The organism is Blastomonas fulva, assembly GCF_003431825.1.
Classification (GTDB): Bacteria; Pseudomonadota; Alphaproteobacteria; order Sphingomonadales; family Sphingomonadaceae; genus Blastomonas; species Blastomonas fulva.
This window is the reverse complement of the sequence record NZ_CP020083.1, coordinates 588,962-602,141: the sequence shown is the minus strand read 5'-3', so window position 1 is coordinate 602,141 and position 13,180 is coordinate 588,962. Positions and strand designations below refer to the sequence as shown.

Here is a 13,180-nt window from a genome sequence, read left to right as displayed (position 1 = left end):
CACTTCACGACTGACCGGCTATAGCCGCAGCCATGTTCAGGCTCTTCAAACATTACGTGCCGCACGCGGTGCTGTTGCTCGGCTTCTTCGACCTCGCGCTGCTGGGTCTCGCGGCCGAAATCGGCTGGGTTTGGCGCGCGCACGAGATCGGGATGGACATCGAGCCGCTCTCGCAGCGGCCGATGCCGATCATCACCTTCGCGCTGCTCGTCCACATGGCGATGATCGCGGTCGGGGTCTATGGACCCGATGCGCTGCAATCGATCCGCTTTGCCGCGGCGCGGCTGCTGGTGGCGGTCTCGCTGGGCGTGATCTTCCTCTCGGTCACCTATTTCATCCTGCCCGGAGCCACCCTGTGGCGATCGAACAGCCTGTACGCGATGGGCCTGTCGATCCTGTTCCTGATCGGCATTCGCATCCTGCTGGGCGGGTTGCTGGGCACCACCGCGTTCAAGCGCCGGTTGATGGTGCTGGGCGCAGGCAAGCGCGCGCAGCGGGTGCAGGATCTGGCCGACCGACCCGACGCCGGTTTCGTGCTGGTCGGCTTCGTCGCGATGAACGATGGCGCGCTGGTGGTCGAGGAAGCGATCAACCGCGATGCGATCAAGAACCTCGCCAAGCATGTCGAGAATCTCAACGTCACCGAGGTGGTGCTGGCGCTCGAGGAGCGGCGCAACGCGCTCCCGGTCAACGACCTGCTCAGGATCAAGACCACAGGCGTGCATGTCAACGATCTGTCGACGTTTCTGGAGCGCGAGACGGGCCGCGTCGATCTCGACACCGTCAATCCCAGCTGGCTGATCTTTTCCGACGGATTTTCCGCAGGACGGCGCATTTCGACGATCGCCAAGCGGCTGTTCGATCTGGTCGTCAGCTCCATCCTGCTCGCGCTGACCGCGCCGATCATCCTGCTCTTCGCGCTGCTGGTGAAGCTCGACAGCAAGGGGCCTGCGTTCTTCAAGCAGGAACGCGTCGGGCTCTATGGCCAGCCATTCGAAATCATCAAGCTGCGCTCGATGCGGATCGATGCCGAGGTCGATGGCGCGCAATGGGCGCAGAAGAACGATCCGCGCGTCACGCGATTGGGGCGTTTCATCCGCAAGGTGCGGATCGATGAGCTGCCCCAGGCGTGGAGCGTGCTCAAGGGCGACATGAGCTTTGTCGGCCCGCGCCCCGAACGGCCCGAGTTCGTGGCCAGCCTGGAAACCCAGATGCGCTATTACAACGAGCGGCACATGGTGAAGCCGGGCATCACCGGCTGGGCGCAGATCAATTATCCCTATGGCGCCTCGGTCGAGGATTCGCGGCACAAGCTCGAATACGACCTGTATTATGCCAAGAACTATACCCCGTTTCTCGATCTGCTGATCATCCTGCAGACGCTGCGGGTGGTGCTGTGGCCGGACGGCGCGCGTTGAACCGATGGCCAACTGGCATGACATAGGGCTCTGGGGCCATTCCGCCGCAGCGGCGCTGACCATGCTGGTGGCGGCCTGGCTGTTGCGGCGCTGGGCGGGCCTGCGCGATACGCGCCCCTCGCTCGGTGATGCCGCGCTGCTGCTGGCGCTGCTGGCGACCAGCCTGTGGGCCTTTGCCGCAGCCAGCATGGGCGGGAACCATGCCATTGCCGGGCTGGGCGAGACGATGCGCAACCTTGCCTGGCTGGCGTTCCTGTTCCAGATGGTCCGCTCCGCCCGCGCGCAGCCGCGCACGGTCACGGCCGTGTACATGGTGCTCGTCGTGGTGCTGGTCGCCCAGCCTCTGGTCGATGTCTGGCATGTCGCCAACCGGGGCGTGCCGCAGCTCGACGAGCTCGGCTATTCCGCCGCGATGCTGCTGCGGATGATCTTCGTCGTCGGCGCGCTGGTTCTGGCGAACAATCTCTATTCGGTTGCCGATGCCGAGACCCGCGCCAGCCTGCGCCTGCCGCTGACTGCGCTTGCCGCGATGTGGCTGTACGATCTCAACCTCTATACCGTGGGTTATCTGGGCCGCGCCCTGCCTGCGGATCTGGTGGCGCTGCGCGGAGTGATGATGATCCTGGCGGTGCCGTTCTTCGCGCTCGCGGCCAACCGCCCGGGCGGGTGGAAGCTCACCTTGTCGCGCAAGGTCGCCTATCGCTCGCTCTCGGTGTTCGCGATTCTGGGCTATCTGGTGACGATGATCGCGGTCGCGCAGATGCTGCGGTCGGTCGGCGGGACGGTGGCCTCGGGCGCCCAGCTGCTGCTGGTGCTGGGCATGTCGCTCGCTGCGCTGGCCTTGCTGCCGTCGGACCGCTTCCGTGCCTGGTTCAAGGTCAAGGCGACCAAGCATTTCTTCCAGCACCGTTATGATTACCGCGCCGAATGGATCCGCTTTACCGAAACCATCGGAAGGCCCGGCGATGGCACCGCGCCGTTCCACGAACGCGTGATCAAGGCGGCGGCCGATATCAGCGACAGCCCGGCGGGGCTGCTGCTCGCCCCCACCGAGGGCGGACGGCTGCAGCTGCAGGCGCGGTTCAACTGGCCCACTGCCGATGTCCCTGCGCAGGCGTGCACCGCAGGCACGATCGGCTATTTCCAGGCGACGGGCCGCATCGTCGAGCTCGACGCGCTGCGCTCAGGCAAGGACACGCTGACCGACCGGCGCGCGATCCCCGACTGGGTGATCGCCGAAAGCAATGCGTGGGCGATCGTGCCGCTGGTGCATTTCGACAGGCTGGCCGGGCTCGTGGTGCTGTCGCGCCCGCTGATTGAGCGGCAGCTCGACTGGGAGGATCTTGATCTGCTGCGCCTCGTCGGGCGGCAGCTGGCGAGCTATCTTGCCGAGGCGCGCAGCCAGGAAGCCTTGCGCGAGGCGGACCAGTTCGACGAGTTCAACCGCCGCATGGCCTTCGTGATGCACGACATTAAGAACCTGGTCAGCCAATTGAGCCTGGTCGCGCGCAATGCCGAGCGGCATGCCGACAACCCCGAATTCCGCGCCGACATGATTGCGACGCTGCAGAACTCGGTCGGCAAGATGAACACGCTGATCCGCCGCCTCACCGGCTATGCGCGATCGACCGGGGACGGCATCCGCGCGATCGATGCTGAACGCATCGTGCGCGCGGTCATCGCCGACAAGGCCCAGGGCCACAAGCTCGTCGCCAGCAGTGCGCCGCGCATGACGCTGATGGCCGATCCCGTCCAGCTCGAACAGGTGCTGGGCCATCTGATCCAGAACGCGATCGACGCCAGCGAGCCTGAAAGCCCGGTGTATGTCAGCCTGTCGCGCGACGGCCTCAACGGGGTGATCGAGATCGTCGACCATGGGGCGGGAATGTCTGCTGAGTTCGTCCGCGCCAAACTGTTCAAGCCGTTCATCTCGAGCAAGGCGGATGGCTTTGGCATTGGCGCCTATGAGGCGCGGCTGCTGGTGGAAGCGATGCATGGCCGGATCGAGGTGGAAAGCCGCGAAGGCGAGGGCAGCCGGTTCACCGTTCACCTGCCGCTCGCCACCCGGATAGAGAATGACCAGGGCGGGGCCGAAGAGCCGCACCTGGCTGCAAAGGTAATCTGACAATGAATGACCTCACCCCCAATCCAGCGCTCAACGGCGGCGGCAGGGGCCAGCCCAGGCTGCCGCGACTGCTGGTGGTCGAGGACGATGTCGGCCTGCAGCGCCAGCTCAAATGGGCGTTCGACGATTTCGAGGTGCTGTGCGCCAGCGATCGCGCAAGCGCGATCGACCTGCTGCGCTACGAGGAGCCCGATGTCGTCACGCTCGACCTCGGCCTGCCGCCCGATCCCGATGGCGTCAGCGAAGGCTTTGCCACGCTGGCGGAGATCCTGCGGCTCAAGCCCGACACCAAGGTGATCATCGCCTCAGGCCATGGCGAGCGGCAGAGCGCGCGCGATGCGATCGCGCAGGGGGCCTATGATTTCTATCGCAAGCCGGTGGAGATCGATGATCTCGCGCTGATCGTGCGCCGTGCGCTCAACGTCCAGCAGATCGAGCGCGAGAATGCGCGACTCAGCCAGAAATCGGGCGACGACCATACCGTCTTGGGCGGCATGATCACCGCCGATGCGCAGATGGTTAAGGCCGCGCGGATGATCGAGCGTGTCGCCAACACCAATGTTTCGGTGATGCTGCTGGGTGCCAGCGGCACCGGCAAGGAGCTGTTCGCGCGCGGTCTGCACGAGAAGAGCAACCGCCGGGCCAAGGCCTTTGTCGCGATCAACTGCGCTGCAATTCCCGAAAACCTGCTCGAATCCGAACTGTTCGGGCATGAAAAGGGCGCGTTTACCGGCGCGATCAAGACCACCATCGGCAAGATCGAACAGGCCGAGGGCGGCACTTTGTTCCTCGACGAGGTCGGCGACATTCCGCTGCCGCTTCAGGTCAAGCTGCTGCGCTTCCTGCAGGAGCGCGTGATCGAGCGGGTCGGTGGGCGCAATGCGATTCCCGTGGACACCCGCGTGGTCTGTGCGACGCACCAGAACCTGGAAAAGATGATCGCCGAGGAGCGCTTTCGCGAGGACCTGTTCTACCGGCTGGCGGAGATCGTCGTGACCATCCCGGCGCTCGCCGAACGACCCGGCGATGCGGTGCTGCTCGCCAAGCATTTTCTGGGCAGGTTCGCCGCCGAGATGAACCCGGTGGTCAAGGGCTTTGCCCCCGATGCGCTCAAGATGCTCGATGCCTGGCACTGGCCGGGCAATGTGCGCGAGCTGGAAAACCGGGTGAAGCGGGCGGTGATCATGGCCGAAACCCGGCTGGTCCGCGCCGAGGACCTGGATCTGGAACGCGCCGAACCCGAAACGCCTGAATTCCTCAACCTCAAGGCGGTGCGCGAACTCGCCGACCGCAAGGCGATCCGCCACGCGCTGGCGCGGACCGAGGGCAATATCTCTGGCGCGGCCAAGCTGCTGGGCATCAGCCGGCCGACATTGTACGATCTGCTCAGGCAATATGACATCCAGAGCTGAACCTCGATCCGGTCCTGGCCGCCGGCTGACGCTGGCGCTGGTCGCCTGCGCGCTGATGCTGGGCGGTCCGGCCACGCGCTTGCAGGCAGAAGACCTTGGCGCTGCGCGTCAGGCGATGGCGCGCGCCGAGGAGTATCGCGCGCGCGGCGACAACCGCGCCGCGCGGATCGAGCTGATGAACGCGATAAAGGCTGCGCCGCGCCTGCCTGCCGCGCGGATCGCGCAGGCGCGCGTTTTCCTGTCGCTGTTCGATGCCGCCGGCGCCGAAGCCGAGCTCGGCCGTGCGATCGAACTGGGCGCCGATCGCGATATCGTGCGCGCGCCGATGGCCGAAGCCCTGCTGCTGCAGGGCCGCGCCGATGCCGCGCTCGCCTGGCTTAGCGAAGGCCCCGTGCCGGCGGGCGATGCAGGGTTTGCTGCGCGCACATCGGGCCGCGCGCATCTGGCGCTGGGCAACATGGATGCCGCGCGCGCCTCGTTCGACCGCGCACTGCAATTTGCGCCCGACGACAGCATGCTGTGGACCGATATCGCGCGCTTCCGCGTCGCTTCGGGCGATCAGGCGGGCGGCGTCGAGGCGGCCGATCATGCGGTCAAGCTGAATGGCGGCAATGTTCGCGCCTTGCAGCTGCGCGGCGAGCTGGTGCGCAGCCAGTATGGACTGGCCGCATCGCTGCCCTGGTTCGAGCGTGCGCTCAGCATCGATCCCAATGATGTCAGCGTGCTGGGCGAATATGCAGCGACGCTGGGCGACATGGGCCGGATGCGCGACATGCTGGCCGCCGCGCGGCAGATCGTGGCGCTGCAGCCGGACAATCCGCGCGGCTATTTCCTGCAGGCGGTGCTGGCCGCGCGCGCAGGCAAATACAGCCTGGCGCGCAACCTGATCCAGAAGACCGGCGGCGCGCTGGAGCGTGTGCCCGCGGTGATGCAGGTCGAAGGCGTAGTCGAGTTCCAGCTGGGCAATTATCGCCAGGCGATCGACCGGTTCGAGAAGCTCGCCGATGCCCAGCCGTATAACCGCCGCGCCTCGGAATTGCTGGCGCGCGCGCTCTATGCCGAAGGCGAGCACGAGACATTGCTCGCGCGATTCCGTGGCGTGTCCAACCAGGGCGGCACCAGCGCCTATCTGCTGACATTGGTCGCGCGGTCGCTCGAGGCGATCGGCGAGGGGGCACAGGCGACCGATTATCTCGCGCGTGCTGCCGAGCCCGATACCGCGCCGATGGTGCGGCTGGCCGAGGCTGACGAGCCGTGGATGCTCGCCGATGCCGCGCGCGCCGCACCGCGCGATGCCCGCGCGGTGATCCCCTATGTCCGCATGCTGGTGGCCAATGGCGACTTTGTGCAGGCGGCCGAGTTTGCCGAGCCGCTGGCCGAGGCGAACCCCGGCGTGCCCGATGCGCAGATGCTGCTAGGGGATGTGCGCTTTGCTGCGGGCAATGCCGCAGCCGCGCTGCCGCTGTACCGGCGCGCGGCCGAAATCCGGCTGTCCGAACCCGTGGTCCGCCGCCTGTCGCTGGCGCTGCGCGAAACCGGCCGCGCCGATGAGGCAGATGCGCTGCTGGTGCGGTTCGTCGGCTACAGCCCCGCCAATACAGGTGGGCTGCGATTGCTCGCCAACGCCTATATCGATCGCGGCAACTGGCCCGGCGCGATCATGACGCTGGGCGCGCTGCACGCGCGGCTGGGCAACAACCAGCCGCTGCTGCTCGCCGACCTGGCGCTGGCGCGGCTGCGCAGCGGCGATGAGGCCACCGCCGCGCATGACGCGCGGCTGGCCTATCGCGTCCAGCCCGCCAACACGCTTGCCACCCACATGCGCGGGCTGACGCTGACCGGGCAGGGCGGCCAGGCGATGGTCGCGGTCGAGATGCTCGAAAAGGCGGGCGCCAAGAATCCGCGCAATCCCTGGCTGCGCTATCATCTGGCGCAGGCCTATGCCGAGGCGGGCAAGACCGCGCAGGCGGTGGGCGCGCTCAGGGCGTCGCTGGCGCTTGGCGCGTTTCCGGAGCGGCCGCAGGCAGCAGCGATGCTGCGCGAGCTTCAGGACGGCTGACGAAACCCGATTTTTTTGCCTGACCGCCCGCCGATTTGGGCTATGGGGAAGGCATGATCGATAGCCCCAACCCCCTGCTCGATACGCGCGCGCTGCCGCGCTTTGCCGAAATCACCGCCGACCAGATCGCGCCTGCGCTCGACGAGGCGCTGGCGCGCCACGCCGCGACGGTGCAAACGCTGACGACCACGCAGCCTGCAGGCTTCGCCGACGCTTGGTTGCCGTTCGAGCGCGCCGAAGCCGAGCTCAGCGCGATCTGGGCGGCGGTGTCGCACCTTCATGCCGTGGCGGATTCTCCTGAATTGCGCGCCGCCTATCAGGAAGGCGAGCAGCGGCTGGTCACCAACGCGATCAAGGTCGGGCAGAATCGCGACCTGTTCGACGTGTTCACCGCGCTGTCGCAGACGGCCGAGTTTGCCGCCTTGGCCCAGGCCGATCGCGTGGCGGTCGAGCATGCGCTGCGCGATTTCCGGCTCTCGGGCGTCGCGCTGGAGGCCGATGCGCGGCAGCGGTTCGAGCAGATCTCGGTCGAGCTGTCGTCGCTGTCCAACACCTTCGGTAGCGCGGTGCTCGATGCGACCGACGCCTGGGGCGAACTGATCACCGACGAAGGCGAGCTTGCGGGTGTCTCGGACACCGACAAGGCGATGTTCGCCGCCGCTGCTGCCGCCAAGGGAGAGGCGGGCTGGCGGGTGACGCTGCAGATGCCATCCGTCAATGCGATCCTGACCTTCGCCGAAAACCGCGATTTGCGCGCGCGCGTCTACCGCGCCTTCGGCACCCGCGCCTCCGACCAGGGACCAAATGCGGGCGAGTTCGACAATTCCGAGCGCATCGCGCGGATCCTTGAGCTGCGGCGAGAGGCAGCTCAGCTTTTGGGCTTTGCCGATCCGGTCGAATGGTCGCTCGCCACCAAGATGGCCTCGGACGGCGGCGCGGTGCTGAGCTTCCTGCGCGATCTCGCGGGCCGTGCACGCCCCGCCGCCCAGCGCGACCTCGACGAACTGCGGGCCTTCGCCGCCGAAAAGCTCGGCATCGCCGACCTGCAGCCCTGGGATGTCGGCTTTGCTTCGAACAGGCTGCGTCAGGCGCTGTACGCGGTCGACGAGGCCGAGGTGCGCGCCTATTTCCCGGTCGAACGCGTGATGGCGGGCTGGCAGGACCTGCTCGCCAGGCTGTTCGGCATCACGCTGGCCGAGCGGTCCCACGCCTCGCTCTATCACCCCGACGCGCGCTTCTTCGATGTCGTCGATGAAAGCGGCAGCGTGGTCGCGGGCCTGTATCTCGATCTGTTCGCAAGGCCCGGCAAGCGCGGCGGCGCGTGGATGGGCGAGGCACGACCGAGGCGCAGCGATGGCGATCTCAGTCAGGTTCCGGTCGCCTATATGGTGTGCAACTTCTCGCCCGCCGGGGCCGATGCGCCTTCGCTGCTCAGCCACAGCGACGTCGGCACGCTGCTGCACGAGACCGGCCATTGCCTGCATCTGCTGCTGACCCAGGTCGACCGGCCCAGCATCGCGGGCACCAACGGTTTCGAATGGGACGCGGTCGAATTGCCCAGCCAGTTGATGGAGGATTTCGCCTGGGACCGCAGCGTGCTCACCGCGATGTCGGGCCACCACCGCACCGGCGAGCCCTTGCCCGGCGATCTGTTCGACCGGCTGGTCAAGGCGCGGCATTTCCAGGCGGGGCTGTTCCTGATCCGCCAGATCGAGTTCGCCTTGTTCGACATGCTGCTGCATCTGGGCACCATGGGCAGTGATCCGATCGAGGTGATCGAGGCGGTGCGCGACGAGGTGGCGGTGATCCGCCCGCCCGAATGGCACCGCTTCCCGCACGCGTTCAGCCACATCTTCGCCGGCGGCTATGCGGCGGGCTATTACAGCTATTTGTGGGCCGAACTGCTTGCGGCGGACGGCTTCATGGCATTTGCCGAAGCGGGCCTGCTCGACCGCGCTACCGGCGATCGCTTCCGCGCCGAGGTGCTGGCGCGCGGCGCGACCCGGCCTGCGGCGGAAAGCTTCCGCGCGTTCCGCGGCCGTGATCCCGATCCGGTGGCGATGCTGGTGCGGCACGGGCTGCAGGACGTTGCCGAATGAGCGATCTGTGCCCGCGCGGCTGGCTGGACGAGGCGGTGCGGCGGATCGAAGCGGACTACAACCGCTCGGCCGACACGCACCTGATCCGGCTCGACCTGCCGCGTTATCCCGGCATCACATTGTATCTGAAGGACGAAAGCTCGCACCCCACGGGCAGCCTCAAGCACCGGCTGGCGCGCTCATTGTTTCTCTATGCCTTGTGCAACGAGTGGATCGGCCCCGAAAGCTGCGTGATCGAAGCGTCGTCGGGCTCGACCGCGGTGAGCGAAGCGTATTTCGCACGGATGCTGGGGCTGCGCTTCATCGCGGTGGTGCCCGCGACAACCGCCGCGCCCAAGCTCGATGCGATCCGTTTCCAGGGCGGTGAGATCCACATGGTCGATGATCCGCGCACGGTCTACGATGTTGCGCACCGGCTGGCCGAGGAAACCGGGGGGCATTATCTCGACCAGTTCACCTACGCCGAGCGCGCGACCGACTGGCGCGGCAACAACAACATCGCCGAAAGCATCTTCGCGCAGATGGCGCAGGAGGAGCACTCCGTTCCCGACTGGATTGTCTGCGGCGCGGGCACCGGCGGCACATCGGCCACGATCGGCCGCTATCTGCGCTATCAGCGCTACCCCACGCGGCTGTGCGTTGCAGATCCTGAGCATTCGGTATTCCACCGCCATTATTACGACCGATCGGCAACGGTGCTGCCCGAGGGCTGCGCCAGCAGGATCGAGGGCATCGGCCGCCCGCGCGTCGAGCCCAGCTTTATCCCTGGCGTGATCGACCGGATGATCGCGGTGGAAGACTCCGCCAGCATTGGCGCGATGCGCGCGCTCTCCGATCGGCTCGGACGGCGCGTGGGCGGATCGACCGGCACCAATCTCGTCGCCTGCGCTGCGCTGATCGAAGAGATGGCGGCCGCAGGCGAGACCGGAAGCATCGTCACCTTGCTGTGCGATGGCGGCGAGCGGTATGGCGGCACCTATTATGACGATGCCTGGCTTTCGGGTTGCGGCATCGACTGGCTGCGCTCGGCTGACCATATCGCCGCGCTGCTGGGGCAGAACGGCCAAAATAAGCAAGAACGGGGAATTCTGTGATGATGATCGCGGTTCTGGCTGCCGTGTCGGCAGCCCTTGCGGTGGCGGCGGGCGCGTTCGGCGCGCATGCCGCCGCGGGCGAGCAGCAGGCCGAATGGCTGCGCACCGGCGGCATGTATCAATTGGTCCACGCGGTCGCGGCGCTGGCGATCATGGGCGTGGCGCGGGGGCCTGCGCTCACCCTGCTGGCCGGCTCTGCGGTTTTTGCGGTGACTTTGTACCTGATGGCGCTGGGTGCGCCGCGCTGGCTGGGCGCGGTCACCCCGATCGGCGGCACTTTGCTGATCGCAGGCTGGCTCTGGGCGGCCTGGATCTACGCCAAGGCCTGAAGGGCCGCTCATAAAGGGGAAGGCCACCGCCGCCTGCGCAAGTATGCGGGCAACGGTGGCCAGGAGCGTAGTGTCAGAACTTGTAGGCGACTTCGACCCCGAGGCGGCGCAACCCGCCCGGCGAGATGAACGATCCGCCGAATTCGGCCGCGGTGATCACCTCGTTGAGATAGCGCCGGTTGAGCACATTGTCGGCGAACATCGTCACGCGCCATTTTTCGCCCTCTAGCCCGGCGCGCACATCGAGCACACCGAATGCCTGGCGGCGGGTGACCGAATAGTCCGCATCGCCGACGAACGCGGGCAGCGCCAACGCCGATCCCGGCAGCAGCCCGCTGAAGATGGTCGGCACGCTGTCTTCCTGCAGCGTGTGGAACCAGGTCGGACCGGTGATGCGATAATCGGCGCGTGCGACCAGATCGAAGCTGCGCGAGATCGGAGCGACGATCTGCGTGCCCAGGTTGATGGTGTAATCCGCGGTCGAGGGCGACTTGTTGCCCACCGTCTGCGGACGCGAGGCATTGGCCTTGATCTCGCTTTCGGTGACGTTGAGCGCACCGAAGATCGTCCAGCCCGGGGTCACCTCTGCATTGAGGTTGAGTTCGGCGCCGTAGATCTGCACCTCGTCGATGTTCGACACCACGCGCAGCAGGCCAAAGCCGCCGACGAAGAACTCGAAGAACTGCATGTCATCGACATCGGTGTAATAGCCGGCCAGATCGAAGGTGACCTTGCCGTCGAACACCGATCCCTTGATACCGCCCTCGAACGCGCTCGACTTTTCCTTGCGGTAATTGTCGGTGATGCGGACGTTCGAGCCGATGAACTGGTTGAACGACTGGTCGATCACCGCTGCCGAGCCCGAGTTGTTGAAACCGCCCGCCTTGAAGCCGATGCCCCAGTTTGCATAGAGGTTGACGTTGTCTGCCACCGCCCAGCGGAAGGTCAGCTTGGGCTGGAGCTGCTTGTAGCTGGCCGACTTGTCGGCAATCGGGCCGCGCGCCTGGCCGGGGTTGATCGGGCCGCCGGTGAACGGATCGGTGACCAGAGGCACGCGGTTGGACACGCTGCGATCCTCGATGTCATAGCGCAGCGCCAGGCCGATGTTGATGACATCGTTCCAGTTGTAGTCCGCCGATCCGAAAGCGGCATAGACGTCGGTGCTGAACCGGTCGAAATACAGCTGGGTGGTCGGGTTGGTCGTGTTGGGTGCGTTGTAGAGCTGGCGGATGATCCCCTGGCCCAGATCCGCGCCCAGGCTGACCCCGACGTCGCGGCTGATGTTCAGATAATAGCCGCCCAGCTGCCAGTTAAAGGGGCCATCGCCGTTCGACGACAGGCGGATTTCGCCGCTGAAATCCTCCTGTTGGCGGATCTGATACTGGGTGCCATCGCAGGTGGTCGGGCTGTACGGGCCGAATGTCGATCCGGTCGCGGGTGCGAAGATGAACGGCACCGGGGTTGCACCGATGAAGCCGGGCTGGTTGACCGGGAAGCCCCGCAGCTGTGCGGTGCTGGCAAAGCAGGCGTTGGAGGCCGCACGCGATGCCGCGGTCGCGCCCGGGAAGGTGAAGCGGGCAAAGTCTGCCGAGGTGCCATCGGCGGTCAGCGACTGGTCGACATCGCTGTACAGGCCCCACAGGGTCAGCTTGGCGAAATCGAACTCATGCTCGAGCTTGATCGAGGCATCGAACGTCGTCTGGTCGTTGGTCGGACGGATGTTGTTGTAGAAGTTGAACGGGTGCCGGTTCACATCCTCGAAGAACGCCGGGTTGGCACCCGCGAAATTGGGCAGGTGGAACGCTGCGTTGAAGTTGATCGAGGCGCCGGTCAGGTCCGAATAGCGCGCCTTGGCGTCGATCTCGGTGCGGTCGCCCAGTTGCGCGACGAAGCGGCCGTCGACCGACCAGATCTCCTGGTCGTCGATGGTCTTGGAGTTGTTCAGGAAGATGTTGCGATAGAAGCCGTCGGTCTTGAAATACGATCCCGACAGCACGAACCCGGCGTTTTCGCCCAAGGGCACCGAGATGAAGGCGTTGCCGCGATAGGTCTGCTGTTCTGCGGCGCTCAATTCGATCCCCGCCTCGAGCGTGTCGCCGGGCTTCAGCGTCTGGATGACGATCGCGCCGGCTGCCGCGTTGCGGCCATACAGCGCGCCCTGCGGACCCTTGAGAATTTCGATCTGCCTCAATGTGCCCTGGTTCTGGTTGAGCTGCGCGGTGTTGGTCTTGAGGATGCCATCGACGACCAGAGCGACCGAGCTTTCCGCGTCGCGCGCGCCGTTGATGCCGCGGATGTTGATCTGGGTGTCGCCGGCTTCCGCAGTACCGGTGACGATGGTGACGCCCGGGGTCAGCTGGACGAACTGGTCGGCGGTCTCGACCCCGGTCTTCTGGATCGAGTCGGCGGTGAACACCGTGATCGAAGCCGGGACATCGGCCAGGCTTTCATTCTGGCGGCGCGCGGTGACGATGATAACCGAATCGTCCACCGCTTCGGTCTGGTCGGTGGCCTGGGCGAGCGCAGGCGTCGCCAGCGCACTGGCAAGAACGGTAGCCGATGCTGCGGCAAAGAGGCTGGATAGGCGCATGCTGTGAACTCCCTGAAGTGCTTTGGTTCCCCCGAACCGGATGCTGTTTTGGCG

Annotated in this window: 8 protein-coding genes; 7 read left to right on the top strand and 1 reads right to left on the bottom strand. The window is 66.1% G+C overall.

Annotation, left to right across the window (positions count from 1 at the left end):
- Positions 1-32 precede the first annotated feature (32 nt).
- The 7 genes from B5J99_RS02880 to B5J99_RS02850 are packed head-to-tail and all read left to right on the top strand — an operon-like array spanning position 33 to position 10,536.
- Entirely contained in the window at positions 33-1,418 is a 1,386-nt protein-coding gene (locus B5J99_RS02880; RefSeq protein ID WP_054133954.1) for a TIGR03013 family XrtA/PEP-CTERM system glycosyltransferase, read from the top strand.
- Positions 1,419-1,422: 4 nt separating this feature from the next.
- Positions 1,423-3,543: an XrtA/PEP-CTERM system histidine kinase PrsK gene (gene prsK, locus B5J99_RS02875; RefSeq protein WP_117351415.1), complete on the top strand. Its 2,121-nt coding sequence runs from the start codon at positions 1,423-1,425 to the stop codon at positions 3,541-3,543.
- Between the two features lie 2 nt (positions 3,544-3,545).
- Positions 3,546-4,955 carry a PEP-CTERM-box response regulator transcription factor gene (prsR, locus tag B5J99_RS02870; RefSeq protein ID WP_117351414.1) on the top strand — a complete coding sequence of 470 codons (1,410 nt, stop codon included), beginning with the start codon at positions 3,546-3,548 and terminating at the stop codon, positions 4,953-4,955.
- On the top strand, positions 4,939-7,014 hold the full coding sequence (locus B5J99_RS02865; RefSeq protein ID WP_117351413.1) for a tetratricopeptide repeat protein: 2,076 nt from the start codon (positions 4,939-4,941) through the stop codon (positions 7,012-7,014). Before prsR ends, B5J99_RS02865 begins: the two co-directional genes overlap by 17 nt.
- A gap of 53 nt (positions 7,015-7,067) precedes the next feature.
- A complete protein-coding gene (locus B5J99_RS02860; RefSeq protein ID WP_117351412.1) occupies positions 7,068-9,113 on the top strand; it encodes a M3 family metallopeptidase in 2,046 nt (681 codons plus the stop codon).
- Entirely contained in the window at positions 9,110-10,207 is a 1,098-nt protein-coding gene (locus tag B5J99_RS02855) for a PLP-dependent cysteine synthase family protein (RefSeq protein WP_117351411.1), read from the top strand. The genes B5J99_RS02860 and B5J99_RS02855 overlap by 4 nt, the downstream gene beginning before the upstream one ends.
- A gap of 2 nt (positions 10,208-10,209) precedes the next feature.
- Complete coding sequence (locus tag B5J99_RS02850; RefSeq protein ID WP_069051891.1) at positions 10,210-10,536, top strand: DUF423 domain-containing protein; 327 nt, start codon at positions 10,210-10,212, stop codon at positions 10,534-10,536.
- A gap of 73 nt (positions 10,537-10,609) precedes the next feature.
- On the opposite strand, the gene B5J99_RS02845 is transcribed toward B5J99_RS02850, so the two are convergent.
- Positions 10,610-13,126, bottom strand: a complete 2,517-nt coding sequence (locus B5J99_RS02845) for a TonB-dependent receptor (RefSeq protein ID WP_117351410.1) — start codon at positions 13,124-13,126, stop codon at positions 10,610-10,612.
- Positions 13,127-13,180 lie beyond the last annotated feature (54 nt).